Genomic DNA, 18,964 nt, shown 5'->3' with positions numbered 1-18,964 from the left:
TGCGGGCGGTCAATGGGCGAGGCGTACGGAGAACAGGTCGGCGGCGTCGGGCAGTTCCGTCAGGCGGCGGGGGTCGAGCGTCCAGCGTTTTCCGTCGCAGGTGATCTCGACGGGGGCCGGGGCGTCGTCGTCCTTGCCGCCCTTGCCGCCCTTGCCGCCCTCGTCGTCCGTGCCGTCCTCGCCGTCCGTGTCGCCGGTGTCGTCCTGGGCGGGGTCGAGGGTGCAGCGGGGACCGACGACGGACTTCGCCGCGGCGGACGCATGTTCGTTGCTGGTCGCCGGGATGACGGAATCCCCCACGGGTTTGCGGGTGGTGACCTCGACGGCGAACGAGGTGGGCCAGGAGTCCGGGGTGCAGCGGGGGCCGGAGAGATAGGCGCCGTTGCGTCCGGCGAACCAGGCCGCGCTCTCGCAGGCCGCCGGGGACAGGACACCGCGCCCGTTCAGCAGCTCTTCCCAGGCCGTCGGGTCGGTCCGGTAGCTGCCGTCGCGGAGGCCGTCGAGCACGCTCTCACGCAGCAGTTCGCGGTACTTCTGGCCGGCGGCGAGCGCGGCCGCGTCGGCGGCGGTCTGCGCACCGTTGCGGCTGGCCGCCGCCTGCCCGACGGCGAAGAAGGCGAGCGCGAGGAAGAGCAGGCCACCGACCGCGACGATGTAGAGCGGGAAGGCCTGCCCTTCGTCGCGCCGGCGGCGGGGTGGGGTGGTGGCCGGCACGGCGGTGGCGGTGCGGGCTAAATGCCGACGACGTCGGAGATCTTGTTGGCGATGGCGTTCGCGATCTGGCTGCCGAAGTCCGTGGTCGACAGGACCAGGACGATCGCCACGACCACCGCGATGATGCCGAGGTACTCGATCGAGGTCTGTCCCCGGTCGTTCCCCAAAATCCGCTTCGCCATCGTCTTCCCCTCCATGGGCGGCCGTACCGCTCTGGTCCGGCTGGTCTGTCCCCGTGGTGCCGGCGCGGTCGGCCGCGCTCACGACACCAGAAAAGTACGCCGGAACCGCATGCCCGGAACAGGGAATCCGTATCCCATCCTCTTTCGGGAACCCGGATGACAGGCACAACGTCGTCTTTCGGCCACTCAGTCGCACCCTACCCACCCCCGTTCCCCCTCCGGGACCGTGCCCCGTTCCGTTACCCATGCAGACCGGACGGTCCTTCCGCACCATAGTGCGAGCGCAACCGTCCGCCCACCCACTGTGACACAACTCGTTGCTCTTGCGAAGGAGTTGACGGGAAGCCGGGCCCGTAACGCACTCATCCGGCCGAGTACGGGCCGCCGTCGCCCGGACGGGCCCGGATGTGCAACCGCAAGGACGGCCCGGAGCGGCGGCCGTCATGGCGGGTGGCGGCGCAGCAGGTCACAGGGAGTCGGACGGGCGGCGCGCCGGGGGCCGTCGGGGCGGATCCGCGGGGCCCGGTCCCGTGGCGCCGGACGGCCGCGGGCGGGTCCGGTGCCGGGCCGCGTGAGACGGGTCACCTGCCCATCAGCGAGCCGAAGTTGGTGCCCGAGCCCAGGAAGAAACCGGCGATGAGCAGGATCATCGTGGCCGGAACCATAAAGGTGGTGACGACCATGGTGGCCTTGGGGACCGCGCGGGCGGCCCGGCGCCGGGCGTTCTGGGCGTCGGTCCGGCGCATGTCGTCGGCGATCTGGATCAGCGTCTCGACGATCGGCGAGCCCAGTTCCTCGCCCTGCTGGAGGGCGGTGACGAACTGCGCGACCTGTTCGGAGTCATTGCGTTTGCGCAGTTCCTCGAAGGCCGCCCGGCGGCTGACGCCCATGTCCATCTGCCGCAGCGTGATCCGGAGTTCATCCGCCCATGGCCCCTCATACTTCTCGGCGACCCGGTCCAGGGCCTGACGGAAGCCCAGGCCGGCGCTGACCACGACGGCCAGCACATCCAGAAAGTCCGGAAGAGTGCGCTCGATGGTGTCCTTGCGCTGACGGATGGCGGCCCAGATGCCGACCTCGGTCCAGAAGAGGCCGAAGAGCACCATCAGCACGCCGAGCAGCGGCTGACCGCGCAGAAACATCACCAGCGCGCCGAAGAGGCCGAGGGCCCCGTAGACGGCGCGGCGGGCGGCGTAGCGGTCGACGGTCAGCCCGCCCGGATTGCCCGCCAGGTCGATCCGCCGGCGGATCCGGGCGGTGCGCTTGCCGCCCATCAGCCGCAGCACCAGCGGCGCGTACCGCATCCCGGCGCGGTCCACCGCCGACCCGACGGCCGTGGTGCGGGTCGCGCCGACCTCCAGGGACAGCGCCAGGTCGGGCGGCAGCCGGGCCTCGCGCCGGTAGAGCGCGATACCGCAGCAGATACCGGCGACCGAGAGGGCGAAGGCGAGGGCCAGCAGGATTCCGAGTGCCATGGCGATACCGATACCTAGACGTCGATCTTGGAGAGGCGGCGGATGAGGAAGAACCCGAGCCCGTAGAGGGCGAAGGCCACCACGACCGCGAGCTGGCCGAGGAAGGAGGAGGTCATCCGGTCGATGGCGCCCGGGGCGATCCGGTTCATCAGCAGCAGGGTGCCGATACCGAGCAGCGGGACGACATAGGCGGTGACCACCACCTGGGAGAGCTGGGTGCGGACCTCCCGGCGGGTCTCCTTGCGCTCCTCCAGGGTCTTGGTGAGGTTGCGCAGCGAGCCGACGACGGTGCCGCCGGCGCGGTTGGCCAGCACCAGCGTGGTGACGAGCACGACGAGTTCCCGGGACGGCAGGCGTTCGGCGAGCTCGCCGAGCGCCTCATCGATGGAGTGGCCGACGGAGAGCTTGTCGGAGACCTTGGCCAGTTCCTCACCGGCCGGGGCCTCCAGTTCCTCGGCCGCCATGCCCAACGCCGTCCGCAGCGCGAGCCCCGCCTGGGTGGCGTTGGCGAGGATCCGGGAGAGTTCGGGCAGCTGGTTGATGAACTTCTCGATGCGCTTCTGCCGCTGCCAGTTGAGGAAGGCGAACGCCGCCCAGATGGCGACCAGCGCGGCGATCGGGCCGAAGAAGGGGGCGAGGGTGGCCTGGGCGACCAGCCACAGCGCGAGGACCGTGCCGAGCATGTAGACGACGAACTCGCCGGGGGTGACGTCCAGGCCGGTGGCGGTCAGCCGCAGTTCGAGGCGGCGGCCGAAGCGGGTGCCGCGCAGCGCCCGGTCGACGGACGGGAAGCGGCGCCGCCCGGTCACCGGCAGTCCGCGCTCGTCGGCCAGCCGGTCGACGATGGCCTGCCGCTGGGCGCGCCCGGCCGCGTACGTCCGGGCGCCGGCGATCGCGAGCAGCCCGCACAGCAGTGTGGCGCCGATGGCGAGCAGGGCGAGGTCGTTCCCGCCGGTCATGAGTGGGCCTTCCGGGTGGCGAGTTGGGCGTCGTGGGTGGCGACGCCGAAGGCGGGCGGGGTGGGCTCGCTGGCCATGAAGAGGCGTTCGGCGACCCGGCGCGGCAGCGGGAAGTAGCGGAATTGGCCGTGCACGATGCGGTCGGCGCCCATCGGTTCGGCGTCGAAGCGGCAGACCGTGGCGATCCGGTAGTCCTCGTGGCCGCGTGAGTCGAGGATGGCGATCTCGCTGATCCGGCGGGAGCCGTCGGCGTGCCGGGTGAGCTGGACGAGGCAGTCGACGGCGCTGTTGATCTGGTCCCGCAGCGCCTCGAAGGGGATCTTGACGTCGGACATGGACGCCAGGGTCTGGAGCCGCATCAGGGCGTCCTCGGCGCTGTTGGCGTGCACGGTGGCCAGCGAGCCGTCGTGGCCGGTCGACATCGCCTGGAGCATGTCGAGGGTCTCGCCGCCGCGCACCTCGCCGACGATGATGCGGTCGGGGCGCATCCGCAGGGAGTTGCGGACCAGGTCGCGGATGGTGATCCGGCCCTTGCCCTCGACGTTGGGCGGCCGGGACTCCAGCCGGATGACATGGCTCTGCTGGAGCTGGAGTTCGGCGGCGTCCTCGACGGTGATGATCCGCTCGCCGTCCGGGATCAGCCCGGACAGCGCGTTGAGGAGGGTGGTCTTGCCCGCACCCGTGGCGCCGGAGACCACCACATTGAACTTGGCCCGCACCAGCCCCGCCAGCAGCATCAGCATCTGCTCGTCGAGGGTGCCCATGCCGATGAGTTCGGCGAGGGTGTAGGCGCGGGGGAAGCGGCGGATGGTGAGGGTGGCGCCGTTCAGCGCGAGCGGCGGGATGATGACATTGACGCGTTCGCCGGACGGCAGCCGGGCGTCGACCATCGGATTGGACTCGTCGACCCGGCGGTTGACGGTGGAGACGATCCGTTCGATGGTCTGCATCAGCTGCTCGTGCGAGGCGAAGCGGACGGGCAGCAGCTCGACCCGGCCGGCCCGCTCGACGTACACCTGGTCCGGGCCGTTGACCATGATCTCGGTGATCGAGGCGTCCTCCAGCAGCGGCTCCAGCACCCCGAGGCCCAGCGCCTCGTCCACCACCCGGCGGATGAGCTGGGCGCGTTCGGCGGTGGAGAGCACCGGGCCCTCACGGCTGATGATGTGGCCGAGCACCCGCTCCAGCCGTGAGCGGCGCTCGACCGCGGCCAGCGAGGACATCTCGGCGAGGTCGATCTCTTCGAGCAGCTTGGCGCGGTAGACGGCGACCAGATGGCTGTCCTCGCGCGCCTCACCGGCCGGTTCGGGTGCGACGATCCGGGCTTTCAGACTCATCGCGGGGGCGCTCCTTCGTACGTGTCCGCGGCGCGCGGGCCCAGCGCGCCGGGTTCCTGCGGGCGGGGCATGGTGGCGGTGCGGCTGGCCGTACCGAGGCTGTCGACGCCGGGGATGACCGAGGGGATCGGTACCCGCACCGTCGCGCTGACCTCGGCGCCCCCGCCGCCCACCGAGATCGTCGCGTCGTCGGCGACCCAGCCGCTCATCGCGGCCCGTCCGGCGGCCTGCGGGCCGGTCTCCCGGTCGGCCTCGTCCATCGAGGCGGTGCGGGCCGCGGCGCGCGCTCCGGTCCCGGCCTGCTGGACGGTGTAGGCGGCCAGGCCGAGCTGGACCACGGCGAGCCCGACGACCAGCAGGATCGGCAGAAAGCCGAGGAATTCGATGGAGGCCTGGCCCCGGTCGCGGCCGTGACCGCGGAACCGGGCGGGAAGGCGTACGGCGCTCATCCGGTGGCCTCCTTCGCGGCGCCGGCCGAGCCGGTGACCTTCCACGGATAGCTGCCGGCGCCGGGGAAGAGCACCGGGACCTCGATCCGTACGGTGGCCTTCCACAGGCCCGACTCCGTTCCGCAGGAGGTCGAGGCGCCCGCGCGCCAGGAACTGGGGAGTTCGCCCTCGGCGGCGGCGCGGCAGGCGCCCTCGCCGCCGCCCTCGGTGGCGGTGGCGGCCCGTGCGCCGCGGTCGGCGGAGTGCGCGGCGAGCGAGTAGGTGTACCCGACCAGCACCAACTGCCAGAGCAGGGCGAGGACCAGCAGGATCAGCGGGAGCAGCCCCATGAATTCCACGGCCACCTGCCCCCGGTCGTCGCCGCCCAGCGGGCGCCGCACCGCTCAGCCCTCCTCGTACGGGCCGGACGGATCGAACGGCCCCGGGCCGGCCGCCGCCGCGGGTCCCCGCCGCACACCGAACCGGGGGCCGGGACCGGGGCCCGCCCCGGAGGCCGACCCCGACGACTGCCCCGGAACTCCCCCGGAAGCGGGAGCCGCCCCCGGCGTTATGGCCTTGCGCTTGCGCCCGGTCAGTGTGGGGCGGGCCCGGTGGCTGCCGCGGCCCTGCCGTACGGACGGCGAGTCGACCAGGCCGAGTTCACCGGCCAGCGCACCCAGCGCCTGCTTGACCGTGGACCGGCTGTCCAGATCCTGCATCCGGCCCGCGTCGACACAGGGCTGGAGTTCCTTGAAGGCGGCCGGCACATGGGTCCGGGCGACCTGGGTGCCGGTGGCCTTGGCGACCAGCGGCGGCTGGATCTCGGTGTTCCGGGTGAGGCGGTTGACCACCGTCGTGGTGTCCTCCGCCTTACGGATCTGGAGCCGGTCCCACAGCCGGACCTGCCGCTTGGCGGCCCGTACGGCCACCACGTCCGGGGTGGTCACCAGCAGCGCCAGATCGGCGAGTTCGACGGCCGCGGCGTTGGCGGACTGCATCTGGGAGCCGCAGTCGACCAGCACGACTTCATAGCGGGAGCGCAGCGCGCCGATGATCTGCCGGGCCGCCCGGTCGTCGACCTCCTCACCGCGTTCGCCCTCCTCGGGCGCCAGCAGCAGGCCGAGGCCGGTGTGATGGTCGTGCACGGCGTCCTGGAGAACCCGTACGGAGATGTCCTGAATGCCCGCCAGATCGACGACCGAGCGGCGGAACTGGACGTCCAGATAGGAGGCCACGTCACCGGACTGGAGATCCAGGTCCACCAGCGCGACGCTGCGGCCCGCGGTCCGCGCCGCCAGCGCCAGCTGCACCGCGGTGACGGTGGTGCCTACCCCGCCCTTGGCGCCCGTCACGGTCACCAGCGTCCCGGCCGGGCCGGAAACCGCCTCCGGGCTGCCCCCTAGGTGGACCCGGACGCCCGCCGACCACTGCGCGGCGGCCTGCACCCGGGCGGCCAGCTCGTCGTAGCCGAGCGGCATCCCGACGATGCCCCGGGCCCCGGCGTCCATCGCCGCGGAGAACAGCGCGGGCCCGGCGTCCGTGGTGATCAGTACGACGCCGACGGCGGGGAAGCGCAGCGCCACCTCACGGATCAGCTCCAGCGCCGGCGTCGGCCCGATCCGCTCGTGGACGAGCACGACCTCGGGGAGCGCCTCCACGGCGGACGGCTGGCCCGCGGCGGACGGGACACCCGCGGCCGCTGCGCCGGCCCCCTGCGCGGCGGCTCCGGCCAGCGCGTGAAGCAGCGCGGCGGAGTCCCCGACCGTGGGCGCGGGTTCGGCGTCCGGCAGCTGGTGGAGCAGCGAGGACACGGCACGTGCGGCGTCGGGGTCACCGATGGCCGGGAGGATGCGGATGGTCACCTGAGGCTCCGGGTCACTTGTCGCCGTCGAGGGTGTAGCTGCGCTGGCCGGGCGGTATGGCGTTCTCGTTGCCGGGGGCGAGCAGGGCGAGCCGTACATGGGAGGCGAAGGACTCGGCGTACGCGACCCGTTGGGCGTCCGGCGTGTTCAGCGCGAAGGTGATCGGGACGGCCTCACCGGCCTGCCGGCTGTTGGCGGTGGTGGTGTCGCCCGGGTCCTTGGCCTCCAGAGGCGTCAGCTTGCCGACGTCGATGACCTGGGCGCCCGCGACGATGACCTTGGAGACCGGCTTGTCCTCGGGGCGCTTGCCCTCGAACGTGGCGTAGATGTTCACCCGGGCACCGGGGTTGATCTTGCCGGCCACACCGGTGGCGGCGTCGATCATGATGGCGATCTCCTGCTGCCCGGCCTTCAGCGCGGGCCGCTCGACGATCATGTCGTCCTGGAGCAGCGACCCCTTCTTCAGCGGGGTCACCGCGATCTTGCCGCTGACCTGGTCCAGGTCGGTCACGGCGGTGGGCGGCAGCCACCGCTGCGGCATCTGCACCTTTTCGAACTGCCCCGGATTCAGCTCTTTATAGGCCGCGACATCGCTCTTCAGCCGGTACGCCGTCTTCTCGGGACCGACCTTGGACTCGACGTTCTTGATCACCGACAGCACGCCGACGAACGCGCCGACCGCACAGAGAACCGACAGGAGCAGCAGGATCACTCCGCGGCGCTGGCGTGAGTTCATGGGGGAAGGACCTCGATCGGGACGGGGAGAAGGGGCGGGCGGGGGACGGGGGTGGGCAGTCACCGGGCAGGAACCCGGCGGGCGGCCGAGGGGACCGGCCGGAGGGGCGGGGCCACGGCGGCCCGGTCGGACTCAGCGCACGCGGGCCACCGTCCGCGGGGTGCCGGGGGCGTCCGGGCGGCCGGAGAGATCCGGCTGACCGACGGAATCGGGGTGACCGGCGAAGTCTGAGCGACCGGCGAAGTCGGGGTGGCCGGGCAGATCCCACTGGCCGGGCGCGCGGGGGGTGTCGGACGCGTAGGGGTTGCCCGGCACCGGACGGCCGGACCCGTACGGGTTCCCCGGTACGGCCTGGCCACCCGCCGTGAGATCCGGCCCGCGTACGTCCAGTTGCCCGGGTTCGGCACGACCGCCGGGGCGGCCGCCCCATACGCCCACCACACCCGGTGCGGCGGGTGCGGCAGGTGCACCGGGCCCGCCCGACGGGGCCGGCGGCGAAAGCGCGTGGTCCTCCCGCGCCGGGGCCTGGGCCGGGGCGGGCATCGGGCCGGGCATCGGGGCGGCAGCCTGATCCCGGGGCTGGGGCCGGTCCTGGGCGGGAGCCGGTGCGGGCGGGCCGGGAGCCGGTGCGGCAGGGCCGGGAGCCGGTGCGGGCGCGGCCGCTGCCCCAGCGCCCGGTGACGACGCGGCGCCCGAACCCGGAGGAACGGGCGCGGCCGGAGGAAGGGGCGAGACCGGAGCAACGGGCGAAGCCGAAGGGACAGCCGAGGCCGGAGCAACGGCCGGAGCCGGAGCGCCGCCAGACGCCGGAGCGACAGCAGAAGAGGCCCCAGGAGCCACCGCCGGAGCCGGAGCCACAGCCCCGCCCCCCACCCGCCCGGATGCCGTCCCGCCTATGGCCGCCGGCCCCTGGCCCGAGCCGCCACCCCCCGTCGCCCGTTCCCTCGCCAGCGGAGCCGCGCAGAACGCACAGCGGTCACCGAGGAGTTCCAGGCCGCACCAGCGGCACTCCTCGCGGCGTACGGAGGCCACCAGCTGATGGAGGACCGACACATCCGGTATGGCCGCCGCGAATTCGATCAGCTTCGGCGTGCCCCACCACCGGGCGGACTCGGCGGGCAGCCGGGTCTCGTACACCCCCTGCACCTGCCAGGCCGGGGCGAGCGCGCCGGTGACCCACTCCGAGGCGAGCTGGCCGCGGGCGACCGCGAGCTGGGTGGCGAACTGGGGACCCGGCAGTCCGGCCTCGGTGCTGTGCCGGTCCAGGTGCAGCAACTGCGGCTGGGGGTGAGCCAGTACCGCGAAGTGCGCGCCGGGCAGCCAGGACTTCATATGGGCCCGCAGATCGACCTCGACCCGGTCCAGGCCGCTGACGCTGCCCAGCAGGGCGCCGGCGTGAATGTAGTGGGCCAGCAGCCGGGCCGCGCTGGCCAGCACCCCGGGGCTGACGTCGCACAACGACAACTGCCGCAGCTGTCGGGCCAGTAAGGCGACCCCCAGCGGCGGCAGGGACAGCGGCACGATGGCGATCCGGTCGCTCTCCAGGACGGCACGCAGGGTGTGCAGCCGGCGGATGTGTTCCGGCGGACAGACCGAGGAGTAGAGCGCGACGAGGTGGCCGTGGTGTTCCAGCACCGCGCTGGTCTCCGTCAGGGCGTCGTCCAGCGGCTGGAGATGCGGGGCCTGGAGGACGACGGCGGCGGGGGTCTGCCGGTCGGTCGCCGGCAGCGCGAGGTCAGGGCTGGTGACTGCAATCGCGGTCGGCACGTCGCTCCCCCACTCCCTCCGGCCGCCGGGGGTCCCGGGACCGCGGATCGGCACAGCTCTGCGCCATCGGCGCCATTCGCTCAGCACTTTATCCACAGAGATACGTCCCAGAGAACACGTTCTGGGCTACTCGTCATGACCATCACCCCGCAGGGAAATGGCGGATACCGGCCAAGCGTCCCGCACGGGAACATCCGTCTCCGCGCGGACTCTTGACAGAGTGATTGGTCTGGACCACGTTGTACGGCACACCCAGGGGCCCCTGAACACGCATCCGCACTCTCCCCAACTTCCCCCCACACGGAGGCAGTCGTGGTTCGCGCACGCTCAGGAAGACCGAAGACCCGGCCGGGGAACGGGCCGAACACCGGGCCGAATGCCGGGCCGGAGAACGGACCGTCGACCGGACTGCCCGCGAGGCTGCTCGCCGGACTCACCGCCGCGGTGCTGACCACGGCCGCCCTCGTCGGGGCGAGCACCGCCCAGGCGGCCGGGACACACCGCCCGGCTCGCTCCGCCGCGGCCGCCACCACCGCCGCAGCCGTCCCCCGGCACGCGGTCACCGGCTACTGGCAGAACTTTGACAACGGCGCCACGGTGCAGAAGCTCAAGGACGTCGACGGCGCCTACGACATCATCGCGGTCTCGTTCGCCGAGGCGGCCGGGCAGCCCGGCGCGGTCACCTTCCGCCTCGACCCGGCCGTCGGGTATGGCTCCACCGACGAATTCAAGGCAGATATCAAGGCGAAGCAGGCGGCCGGCACGTCGGTGATCCTCTCCGTCGGCGGCGAGCGGGGCGCGGTGTCCGTCAGCGACGCCGCCTCCGCGCGGAACTTCACCGACTCCGTCAGCGGCCTGATGGACACCTACGGCTTCGACGGCGTCGACATCGACCTGGAGAACGGCCTCCACGCGACCTATATGACACAGGCGCTCAAGGCCCTGCACGACCGGCACGGCGATGTCGTGGTCACCATGGCCCCGCAGACCATCGATATGCAGTCACCGCAGAACGAGTACTTCAAGACGGCGCTCGGGATCAAGGGCTTCCTGACGGCGGTCAATATGCAGTACTACAACAGCGGTTCGATGAACGGCTGCGACGGCAAGGTCTACGCCCAGGGCACGGTCGACTTCCTGACCGCGCTCGCCTGTATCCAGCTGGAGGGCGGGCTCGACCCGTCCCAGGTCGGCATCGGGGTTCCGGCCTCGGCCCGGGCGGCCGGCGGCGGCTACGTGGCCCCGTCCGTCGTCAACGCCGCGCTGGACTGCCTCACCCGGGGCAGCAACTGCGGCTCCTTCAAGCCCTCCAGGACCTACCCGGGCCTCCGTGGCGCGATGACCTGGTCCACCAACTGGGACGCGGCCAACGGCAACGCCTTCGCGACCCAGGTGGGCGCGCACGTCCACGGCCTCCCGTAACACCGCCCGCCCGCACCACGTGGCCCCGCCCCGGGTCCCGCGCACCTCGCGCACGGGACCCGGGGTGCGGCTCCTGCTTCAGCTCACCGGCGCGCGGCCTTCGGCTTCGGCAGCACACAGCCCTCGGCGTTCAGGTCCAGCTTGTTGCCGTCGCCGAAGCACTTCGGTATCTGGTACGTCTCCTGGGCGTAGCCGATGCCCTTGTGCACCGTCTTCTTGCCGTTCTCGTCCACCTCACAGGGGTTGTTGAGGGTGCACTCCTCGCCGCTCTCGTTGCTGGTGTTGTTGATGGCCGTGACCTTGCCGGTCGCGGTGTCGACCACCGGCGAGCCGGACGTGCCGCCGATGATCTGGCACTCCGGGGTGTAGCGGACCGAGTCCTTCCAGGTCCACTCGCCCTCCTTGAGGGTGGCGGCGAACCCGTCGATGCCGCAGGAGTAGATCTTCTTCCAGTAGCCGGAGACGATGCTGATCTTCGCGTCCTTGGCCGGGTGCTCGGTGGCCAGCTCCAGCGGCTTGACCTTGTACTTCTTCTCGATCTCGGCGTAGGTCGACCCGGTCTCGTAGAACGAGACATCGGTGTCGGTCATCGTGGCGTAGGCGACCTTGGTGGCCTTGATGGTGCCCAGCTTGCCGGCCGACTTGTCCAGCAGGGTGAAGCTGCGGCTGGACGGCTTGTCGACGACGACCTCACCGGCGCCGGGCATATCGCCTTCCAGGCAGTGGCCGTTGGACATCACCAGCGCCGGGTCCTCCGGCTTCGAACCGGGCATCCGGACGACCGAGCCGGAGCAGTTGCTCAGCGCGACACTGCCGGCGAAGTCCACCGCCTTGGTCTTCTTGTGCTGCGTGGGGTACCGGCCACCGTCCTGCGGCGCGGCGTGCGCCGTTCCGACGGTGCCCAGCAGGGTTGCGGCGCCCAGTGCGGCCGTGGCCAGGGTGCCGACGAGAGGTCGATTCATGTGGGGGTCCTCTCAGCGTCTGTCACCGAAGCCCTTGCGGGGAACTTCGGTTTTGTCGTGCGCATTGTTGGCGACTCGGCACCGCCTGGCAATCAATTTCCGCCCGTCAGCAGCAAGTTGAGGGATTCGCCACTTTCCGGTGGCCGATTCCCGCGGGCCCGGAATTGACCGTCAGACGCCTTGTCACGGCCATGACATCGCCCAAAGCTGACACCGTCGCTTCGCCTCACACCCCACAGGAGACCGCATGCGACCACGTATCCGCGGCGGACGTACGACCGTCCTCGCCGCACTCCTCTCCCTCGCGCTCGCCGCCCCCATCGCCGCCGCCCAGGCGCAGAACGCCCCATCGGCCGGGCCCACCGCCGGCCCCGCCCAACAGGCCGAACTCCCCCACCAATACGAGGTCACCGGCCTCGCCACCCGTACGGAACGCACCGCCCTGGCCGCGACCGGCGTCAGCATCGACGAGGTCCACGCCCGCGCGGTCGTCATCACCGCGACCCGCGCCCAGGCCACCGCGGTCCGACAACTCGGGCACACACTGCGCAAGTTGCCCGACCCGCCGGGCTTCGCCACGTCCCCGCACAAGCCCCGCGGCAAGGACTTCCCGGCCGGCTACACGAACTACCACACCTACGACGAGGCCACGAAGGAGATCGACGCCCTCGTCGCCAAGCACCCGGACATCCTGAGCAAGCAGGTCATCGGCACCTCCCATGAGGGCCGCAACCTCCTCGCCCTCAAACTCAGCAAGAACGTCACCAAGGACGAGCAGGAGCCCGAGGTCCTCTTCACCGCCCACCAGCACGCCCGGGAACACCTCACGGTCGAGATGGCCCTCTACCTGCTCAACGAGTTCACCTCGAAGTACGGCAGCGACTCCCGCATCACCAAGATGCTCGACTCCCGCGAGATCTGGATCATCCCCGACCTGAACCCGGACGGCGGCGAGTACGACATCGCCTCCGGCTCCTTCCGCAGCTGGCGCAAGAACCGCCAGCCCAACGCGGGTTCCCGTGCGGTCGGCACCGACCTCAACCGCAACTGGGACTTCAAGTGGGGCTGCTGCGGCGGCTCCTCGTCCAGCCCCTCCTCCGAGACCTACCGCGGCGCCTCCGCCGCCTCCGCCCCCGAGGTCCAGGTCGTCTCGAAGTTCGTCCACGACCGCAAGGTGGGCGGCAAACAGCAGATCACGGCCGCCATCGACTTCCACACCTACAGCGAACTGGTCCTGTGGCCCTTCGGCTTCACCAACGACGACACCGGCGACGGCATGACCAAGGACGAACACGACACCTTCGCCACCCTCGGCAAAAACATGGCCGCCACCAACGGCTACACCCCCGAGCAGTCCAGCGACCTGTACATCACCGACGGCGCGATCGACGACTGGCTCTGGGGCGACCAGCGCATCTTCGCCTACACCTTTGAGATGTTCCCGTCCTCGTTCGGGTCCGGCGGCTTCTACCCGAAGGATTCGGTGATCCCGAAGGAGACGTCCCGGAACCGGGAGGCGGTGCTGCGGTTCCTGGAGATCGCCGACTGCCCGTACCGGGCGATCGGCAAGGAAGGGCAGTACTGCAAGGGGAGTTGATCGCCCCGCTCCTGCTCCTTCGAGCCCAAGGGCCTGCCGGGAAGCGCGAGGATGCTTCCCGGCAGGCCTCAGGGCCGGCTGATCGTCCGTGCGGCCGGGGCCCGCACTACTGCCCGTTGCTCGTGGAGGTGCATGCCTCGTCGGTGGTCTGGTCCGTGCACTTCACGAGTTCGGGATAGTAGCCCTCGACTCCGCTGACGGCCTGATTGACCGTGCCGGTGCCCTTCCAGCTCTTTCCGATGTCCGTGGTGATCGTCCAGTCGCCGGTCGTCGCCTTGTAGGGCACCTTCCGCGCCAGCCATCCCTTGTACCCGGGAGGCACCACAACCAGGACGCCGTTACCGGACATCTCAGCCTCGGTGACGCTTCCACCCCAGGTGTGGGAGTAGCCAATGGAGAGCTGGGCCGTCACAGGAGTCTTCTGGGTTCCCGAGAATCCAGCGGTAATGCCGACGTTGAAGGTGTTGGACCAGTTGGTTTCCTTCGAGGTGGTCTGCGTCCAGTTCATGGTGCAGGTCAGGTCGCCACTTCCCGCGGGGCCCGGGTTGCTGCAGTACGGGCCCTGCCCCTTCTCACTGCTGGATTGTGAGACGAGCTCGTTCTTCCAGGTCACCTTCTGGGAGGAATCGGTGATGTCGTAGGTCGCCGACTTGATGACGCCGGACCCGTTGTCGAACTGCCTCAGGGCGTACCGGGTCGCCATGGCGTCGAGCGCGGACGACGGCTTGTCCTGCCCGGGAGTCATTCCCGCGACGTTCCATATCTGGCCGCTGCTTTCGGCAATACAGCCGTAGAGTTCCAGCACGGGTTCCGGGCGATTTTCCGGGGAATACGCGCGCCTGGCATCCAGACACTTGTCGGTGGTCACGCTCCGGATGCGGTAGTTGCCTTGGTCGTCTTCCTTTTGCGCGTAGAACTTCTGCACGTCTGCGCCGGAGCAGTCCGCCAGCTGAGGGAAGTGGAGGCTGATGCTCGAATCGGGTTGCACGGTCTCGACACACTTTCCGGTGCCGTTGTTCACCATCTGGAAGCTTCCGTCGTCGTTACCACGAAAGCTCCAGTTGCCGGCGGCGCTGCCCTTTCGCGCGTAGAGCCCACTGCCGTTGGTTGGTGCGTCATCTTGAAACCCCATGTGCAAGTCCGGGTTCATCGGTGCCGGCGAAAGGTCCAGGCACCCGAGGACAGCCGTCTGGTCGCACTGCGGGTCGGCCGCCTGGGCTGTTCCGGCGAGCGGGAATGCCGCCATACCCAAGCCGGCCAGAGCGGTGGCGAGGAACAGAGCAGTGCCCCGTTGGCGTGATCGGTGGGGAATCGGTTCAGCGGTCATCATGACGCGGGCTCCTTCGGCAGGCTTTCTCAGTCGGGCCGACCTCAGCCGGCCGAACGCTGTCCGAAACGTAGGCTTGCGACAGGAGATAGACATCCGTCACCTGACGTAGGGTTCGGCCAGTTCCTGCTCGATCTGCCTTATGGGTGCCGAAAGTGCACCACGGTCTGCCGGACCCGGAATCCGGTGACTACACCACCAGGCTCACCACAGCCGCCACCGCGAACCCCGCCACCGACAGCACCGATTCCAGCACCGTCCAGGACTTCAGGGTGTCCCGTTCGGAGATGCCGAAGTACTTGCTCACCATCCAGAAGCCGCCGTCGTTGACGTGCGAGGCGAAGATCGAGCCTGCCGAGATGGCCATGATGATCAGGGCGAGGTGGGCCTGGGACATGCCCTGGCCCTCGACGAGGGGGACGACGATGCCGGCCGTGGTGACGATGGCGACCGTGGCGGAGCCCTGGGCGACGCGGAGGGCGAGGGAGAGCAGGTAGGCGAGGACGAGGACCGGCAGGCCGACGTGGTGGAAGGTGTCGGAGAGGGCGGTGGCGACGCCGCTGCCCTTGAGGACGGCGCCGAAGATACCGCCGGCGCCCACGACCAGGATGATGTTGCCGACCGGCTTGAGCGAGGCGGTGGAGACCCGCTCCAGGGACGTGCGGGACCAGCCGCGGCGGATGCCCAGCAGGTAGTACGACAGCAGCAGGGCGAGCGTCAGGGCCACGAAGGGGTGCCCGAAGAACTCGATCACCGAGCGGCCGGGCGAGGGCGCCAGGGCGATGGAGGAGAAGGTCGCCAGGAGGATGAGCAGGAGCGGGGTGCCGATGATGGTGAGGACGGTGGTCAGGGCGACCGGCTTCTCGTGGGCGGGAGCGCCGGCGGCGGGCTTTTCGGCGGCGACGGCGGCCTTGGCCTCGTCGGCCGCGTCCACCATGTCCTGCGGGACGGCGACGAAGAGGCGCTTGCCGATCCAGGCCGCGTAACCCCAGGCGGCGAGCACCGCCGGGAGGCCGCAGACGAGGCCCATCAGGATGACCCAGCCCAGGTCGACCTTGAAGAGGCCGGCGGCGGCGACCGGGCCGGGGTGCGGCGGCAGGAACGCGTGCGTCATGGAGAGGCCCGCGAGGAGTGGCATGCAGTAGAGGAGGATCGACTTGCCGGACCTCTTGGCGGCCGCGTAGACGATCGGGGCCAGGACGAAGATGCCGACGTCGAAGAAGACCGGGATGCCGAAGATCAGGCCGGTCAGGCCCATCGCGAGGGGGGCGCGCCGCTCGCCGAAGAGGTGGCGCAGCCGGGCGCTCAACACCTCGGCGCCGCCGGAGACTTCGAGGATCGCGCCGAGCATGGTGCCCAGGCCGATGATGATCGCGACATGCCCGAGGATGCCGCCCATGCCGGTCTCGATCAGCGAGACGGCGTCGGACTTCTGGACCGTGCCGAAGAGTTCGGTGACCGAGAGCCCGGCGGCCAGACCGACCGCGATGGAGACGGTCAGCAGCGCGACGAACGGCTGGAGCCGGACCTTGATGATCAGTACGAGGAGCAGGGCGATGCCCAGGGCGGCGACCGTCAGCAGGCCCGCGGTGCCCGGTATCAGGGCGAGCAGTCCACCGGTGTGGGGTGGTGGTGGCGGGGTGGCCGGGGCGGCGGTCGTGGCAGCGAGGTACATACGAGAACTCCGGTGGCAGTCAGCGGATTTCCAGGCAGGGCGGACCGCGGCAGGGCGCCCCGTCGGTGCGGGATGCCCTGCCGTGCGGCGGATGGTGCGGGCGTACTAACGGCACAGCGGGTGGCTCAGCTCAGGACGGCGAGGGCGTCGATCTCGATGAGGAGCCCCTTGGGCAGACCGACGTAGACGGTGGTGCGGGCGGCGGGGGCCTCCTTGAGGCCCTGCTCCTCGAAGTAGGCGTTGTAGATCTCGTTCATCTCGGCGAAGTGCGCCACATCGGTGAGGTAGACGCGGATCATCATCGCGTCGTCCCAACTGGCGCCGCCCTCTTGGAGGATGGCCTTGACGTTGGCGAGGGTCTGGAGGGTCTGCTCGCGCAGGGTGGGGCCGGCCGGGGTGGGGGCCTGGCCCTCGACGGCGGGGAGGAAGCCCACCTGGCCCGCGACCTGGAGGATATTGCCCTTCCTGACGCCGTGGGAGAACTTCGCGGGCGGGGCGGTGTGGGTGGCCGGGGTGAGCGCGGTCTTCTCGGTCATGGGGTGCGGGCTTCCTCTGCGGGGTCGGTGGCTGATGAGGGGACGGCGGTTCCGGAGTACTCCCGGCTGATGGCGTCGGCGGTGCGGCGGACCAGCGGGAGCAGTCCGAGGAGCTCCCCGGCGCTGACGACGACATTCGGTGCGGAGACCGACATGGCGGCGACCAGACGGCCGTCGGCGCCGCGGACGGGGGCCGCGACGCAGTTGATGGACTCCTCGTGGCCACCGAGGTCGGTGGCCCAGCCCTGTTCGCGGACCGTGGCCAGTTCGGCGAGGAACGCCGTGGCGTCATGGGTCGAACGGGACGTGTAGCGGGGGTAGTCGAGCTTCTCGGCGAGGGCGCGGCGCTCGGGTTCGGGGAGGTCGGCGAGGAGCAGCTTGGCGACCGCGGCGACCGTGATCGCGACGGGTTTGCCGATCCGGGAGTACATCCGGACGGGGTAGCGGCTCTCCACCTTGTCGATGTAAAGGACCTCGTTCTCCTCGTGGACCGCGAGGTGGACGGTGTGTCCGCACTTCTCGTTGAGTGCGACGAGGTGGGGGTGGGCGATCTCGCGTACGTCGAGGTTCTCGACGGCCTGCTGGGCGAGGACGAAGAGCCGGGCGCCGAGGCGGTAGCGCTGGTCGGACTGGCGGTAGACGAAGCCGTGTTCATGGAGGGTGCGCAGCAGCCGGAGGGCGGTGGACTTGTGGACGCCGAGCCGGTCGGCGACCTGGCCCAGGTCGGCGGGCCCCTCGGCGAGCAGCGGCAGGATGCTCAGCGCCCGGTCGACGGTCTGGCTCATACCGGCACCTCGTTCCGCCGGGCCCGCCGGTCGCCCGGGGCGCACCGCTCGATGGCTCTCGCTCGTGGCTCGTTCAATGCGTGGATACCTCCTCGTCGGCCCTGTGGCCGGATGTGGCGGCGTCGGTCCAGCCGGGAGCGAGGTGCAGTCCCGCCCAGGCCGGGTCGTCGAGGGCGGCCAAACGGTCGGCGTACGGCCGGCTCGGCGGGGTGGCGAGATCGCCGGGGACGGTGAGGGCGGCGGCGGCCCACAGATGGCCGTGCCGGAGGCGGGCGCGGTCCGGGAGGCCGCGGAGGGTGGCGGAGAGGAAGCCGGCGGCGAAGGCGTCTCCGGCGCCGGTGGCCGCCACGAGGTCGACGTCCAGAGCGGGGACGAAGGTGGCGGTGCCGGTGGCGTCGTCGCAGCAGCCGCCCGGCTCCCGCGTCCGCCGGAACACGGTGGCTCCGGCCTTGCCCTGCTTGACGACCAGGGTGTGCGGTTCCGGCAGCGCTTCGCGGATGGCCCGGGGACCGTGCAGGCCCCAGGCGTCCCGGGCCTCGTCATCGCCCACGAAGACGAGGTCGGCGCCGCGCGCGAGGTCGAGCAGTACCCGTGCCCGCGCGGTGTCCTGCCACAGCCCGGGCCGGTAGTTGACGTCGAAGGAGAGGAGCGGGCGCCCGGGGCGGCGGGTGGTCAGCTCCGTCAGCAGGCCGAGGCAGTCCGCGGACAGCGCCGCCGTGATGCCGGACAGATGCAGGATCCGGCCGCCGTACAGGGCGGCCGGGTCCAGGTCGGCCGCCGTCATGGCGGAGGCGGCGGAACCGGCGCGGTAGTAGGCGACTTCGTGGGTGCCGGTGGCGCGGTCGCCGGCCGTGCGGAAGTAGACGCCGGTGGGGCGCAGCGGGTCGCGCCGGACGTGCCGGACGTCGACGCCGCAGTCGGCGATGGCGCCCAGCAGATGGTCGCCGAAGCCGTCGGTGCCGACCCGGGAGATCCAGCGGGTGGTGTGGCCGGTGCGGGCGAGGGTGCAGGCGACATTGGATTCGGCACCGCCGATGGCGCGGTCGAAGGAGGGGACATCGGCGAGCCGCCCGGGCAGGCGGGGCAGGAAGGTGACCATGGACTCGCCGAGGCAGACGACATCGATGTCCGGGACGGGTGCGCCGTCCGGGGCTTGACCGTCGCCGGCGTTCGAGGACCTGGTCATGAGCGGATGTGCTC

At 70.9% G+C, this 18,964-nt stretch carries 18 protein-coding genes; 2 read left to right on the top strand and 16 right to left on the bottom strand.

Annotation, left to right across the window (positions count from 1 at the left end; translation table 11 throughout):
* Window positions 1-9 precede the first annotated feature (9 nt).
* The 10 genes from CP981_RS24990 to CP981_RS24950 form a co-directional block, all read right to left on the bottom strand.
* Window positions 10-714, bottom strand: coding sequence for a pilus assembly protein TadG-related protein (locus CP981_RS24990; RefSeq protein WP_085926757.1), 705 nt, complete (start codon window positions 712-714; stop codon window positions 10-12).
* Window positions 715-731: 17 nt separating this feature from the next.
* Window positions 732-896, bottom strand: a complete 165-nt coding sequence (locus CP981_RS37870; RefSeq protein WP_018089307.1) for a membrane protein — start codon at window positions 894-896, stop codon at window positions 732-734.
* 581 nt (window positions 897-1,477) lie between these two features.
* Window positions 1,478-2,371 (bottom strand): DUF5936 domain-containing protein, encoded by an 894-nt coding sequence (locus tag CP981_RS24985; protein ID WP_085926758.1) that lies wholly within the window; start codon window positions 2,369-2,371, stop codon window positions 1,478-1,480.
* Window positions 2,372-2,385: 14 nt separating this feature from the next.
* Window positions 2,386-3,330, bottom strand: coding sequence for a type II secretion system F family protein (locus CP981_RS24980; RefSeq protein ID WP_085926759.1), 945 nt, complete (start codon window positions 3,328-3,330; stop codon window positions 2,386-2,388).
* Entirely contained in the window at window positions 3,327-4,667 is a 1,341-nt protein-coding gene (locus CP981_RS24975; RefSeq protein WP_085926760.1) for a TadA family conjugal transfer-associated ATPase, read from the bottom strand. Before CP981_RS24975 ends, CP981_RS24980 begins: the two co-directional genes overlap by 4 nt.
* Entirely contained in the window at window positions 4,664-5,116 is a 453-nt protein-coding gene (locus tag CP981_RS24970) for a TadE/TadG family type IV pilus assembly protein (protein WP_085926761.1), read from the bottom strand. The genes CP981_RS24975 and CP981_RS24970 overlap by 4 nt, the downstream gene beginning before the upstream one ends.
* Window positions 5,113-5,496 carry a TadE/TadG family type IV pilus assembly protein gene (locus tag CP981_RS24965; protein ID WP_150522368.1) on the bottom strand — a complete coding sequence of 128 codons (384 nt, stop codon included), beginning with the start codon at window positions 5,494-5,496 and terminating at the stop codon, window positions 5,113-5,115. The genes CP981_RS24970 and CP981_RS24965 overlap by 4 nt, the downstream gene beginning before the upstream one ends.
* A gap of 3 nt (window positions 5,497-5,499) precedes the next feature.
* Window positions 5,500-6,957 carry a CpaE/TadZ family protein gene (locus tag CP981_RS24960; RefSeq protein WP_150522367.1) on the bottom strand — a complete coding sequence of 486 codons (1,458 nt, stop codon included), beginning with the start codon at window positions 6,955-6,957 and terminating at the stop codon, window positions 5,500-5,502.
* A gap of 13 nt (window positions 6,958-6,970) precedes the next feature.
* The gene (gene cpaB / locus CP981_RS24955) at window positions 6,971-7,693 is read right to left on the bottom strand and encodes a Flp pilus assembly protein CpaB (RefSeq protein WP_208852978.1); all 723 of its coding nucleotides are present in this window, start codon (window positions 7,691-7,693) and stop codon (window positions 6,971-6,973) included.
* A gap of 132 nt (window positions 7,694-7,825) precedes the next feature.
* Window positions 7,826-9,460 carry a hypothetical protein gene (locus tag CP981_RS24950; protein ID WP_085926763.1) on the bottom strand — a complete coding sequence of 545 codons (1,635 nt, stop codon included), beginning with the start codon at window positions 9,458-9,460 and terminating at the stop codon, window positions 7,826-7,828.
* A gap of 408 nt (window positions 9,461-9,868) precedes the next feature.
* On the opposite strand from CP981_RS24950, the gene CP981_RS24945 reads away from it, so the two are divergent.
* Window positions 9,869-10,882 carry a chitinase gene (locus CP981_RS24945; RefSeq protein ID WP_085926780.1) on the top strand — a complete coding sequence of 338 codons (1,014 nt, stop codon included), beginning with the start codon at window positions 9,869-9,871 and terminating at the stop codon, window positions 10,880-10,882.
* An 83-nt stretch (window positions 10,883-10,965) separates the two neighbouring features.
* On the opposite strand, the gene CP981_RS24940 is transcribed toward CP981_RS24945, so the two are convergent.
* Window positions 10,966-11,844 carry a trypsin-like peptidase domain-containing protein gene (locus tag CP981_RS24940; RefSeq protein WP_085926764.1) on the bottom strand — a complete coding sequence of 293 codons (879 nt, stop codon included), beginning with the start codon at window positions 11,842-11,844 and terminating at the stop codon, window positions 10,966-10,968.
* Between the two features lie 247 nt (window positions 11,845-12,091).
* Between CP981_RS24940 and CP981_RS24935 the strand changes: the two genes are divergently transcribed.
* Complete coding sequence (locus CP981_RS24935; RefSeq protein WP_085926765.1) at window positions 12,092-13,441, top strand: M14 family metallopeptidase; 1,350 nt, start codon at window positions 12,092-12,094, stop codon at window positions 13,439-13,441.
* 106 nt (window positions 13,442-13,547) lie between these two features.
* Here the strand turns inward: CP981_RS24935 and CP981_RS24930 are convergent, their stop codons facing one another.
* The 5 genes from CP981_RS24930 to CP981_RS24910 all read right to left on the bottom strand — a co-directional run bounded on the left by CP981_RS24930 (window position 13,548) and on the right by CP981_RS24910 (window position 18,950).
* Window positions 13,548-14,771, bottom strand: coding sequence for an RICIN domain-containing protein (locus CP981_RS24930; protein WP_158092676.1), 1,224 nt, complete (start codon window positions 14,769-14,771; stop codon window positions 13,548-13,550).
* A 187-nt stretch (window positions 14,772-14,958) separates the two neighbouring features.
* Entirely contained in the window at window positions 14,959-16,443 is a 1,485-nt protein-coding gene (locus CP981_RS24925; RefSeq protein ID WP_085926767.1) for a GntP family permease, read from the bottom strand.
* A 125-nt stretch (window positions 16,444-16,568) separates the two neighbouring features.
* Window positions 16,569-16,979 carry a RidA family protein gene (locus CP981_RS24920; protein ID WP_085926768.1) on the bottom strand — a complete coding sequence of 137 codons (411 nt, stop codon included), beginning with the start codon at window positions 16,977-16,979 and terminating at the stop codon, window positions 16,569-16,571.
* Window positions 16,976-17,764, bottom strand: coding sequence for an IclR family transcriptional regulator (locus CP981_RS24915; protein ID WP_085926769.1), 789 nt, complete (start codon window positions 17,762-17,764; stop codon window positions 16,976-16,978). Before CP981_RS24915 ends, CP981_RS24920 begins: the two co-directional genes overlap by 4 nt.
* A gap of 73 nt (window positions 17,765-17,837) precedes the next feature.
* On the bottom strand, window positions 17,838-18,950 hold the full coding sequence (locus CP981_RS24910) for a sugar kinase (protein ID WP_085926770.1): 1,113 nt from the start codon (window positions 18,948-18,950) through the stop codon (window positions 17,838-17,840).
* Between the last annotated feature and the right edge of the window lie 14 nt (window positions 18,951-18,964).

Origin of the sequence: Streptomyces platensis (genome assembly GCF_008704855.1) — a bacterium.
GTDB lineage: Bacteria > Actinomycetota > Actinomycetes > Streptomycetales > Streptomycetaceae > Streptomyces > Streptomyces platensis.
Note: the sequence above shows the minus strand (reverse complement) of the source record. Positions and strands in the feature narration are given on the sequence as shown.

Coding starts and splice junctions, on each gene's coding strand:
- CP981_RS24935 (WP_085926765.1), top strand. CDS start 12,092: ATGCGACCACGTATCCGCGGCGGACGTACGACCGTCCTCGCCGCACTC.
- CP981_RS24915 (WP_085926769.1), bottom strand. CDS start 17,764: ATGAGCCAGACCGTCGACCGGGCGCTGAGCATCCTGCCGCTGCTCGCC.
- CP981_RS24980 (WP_085926759.1), bottom strand. CDS start 3,330: ATGACCGGCGGGAACGACCTCGCCCTGCTCGCCATCGGCGCCACACTG.
- CP981_RS24970 (WP_085926761.1), bottom strand. CDS start 5,116: ATGAGCGCCGTACGCCTTCCCGCCCGGTTCCGCGGTCACGGCCGCGAC.
- CP981_RS24985 (WP_085926758.1), bottom strand. CDS start 2,371: ATGGCACTCGGAATCCTGCTGGCCCTCGCCTTCGCCCTCTCGGTCGCC.
- cpaB (WP_208852978.1), bottom strand. CDS start 7,693: ATGAACTCACGCCAGCGCCGCGGAGTGATCCTGCTGCTCCTGTCGGTT.
- CP981_RS24975 (WP_085926760.1), bottom strand. CDS start 4,667: ATGAGTCTGAAAGCCCGGATCGTCGCACCCGAACCGGCCGGTGAGGCG.
- CP981_RS24940 (WP_085926764.1), bottom strand. CDS start 11,844: ATGAATCGACCTCTCGTCGGCACCCTGGCCACGGCCGCACTGGGCGCC.
- CP981_RS24930 (WP_158092676.1), bottom strand. CDS start 14,771: ATGATGACCGCTGAACCGATTCCCCACCGATCACGCCAACGGGGCACT.
- CP981_RS24920 (WP_085926768.1), bottom strand. CDS start 16,979: ATGACCGAGAAGACCGCGCTCACCCCGGCCACCCACACCGCCCCGCCC.
- CP981_RS24925 (WP_085926767.1), bottom strand. CDS start 16,443: ATGTACCTCGCTGCCACGACCGCCGCCCCGGCCACCCCGCCACCACCA.
- CP981_RS24910 (WP_085926770.1), bottom strand. CDS start 18,950: ATGACCAGGTCCTCGAACGCCGGCGACGGTCAAGCCCCGGACGGCGCA.
- CP981_RS37870 (WP_018089307.1), bottom strand. CDS start 896: ATGGCGAAGCGGATTTTGGGGAACGACCGGGGACAGACCTCGATCGAG.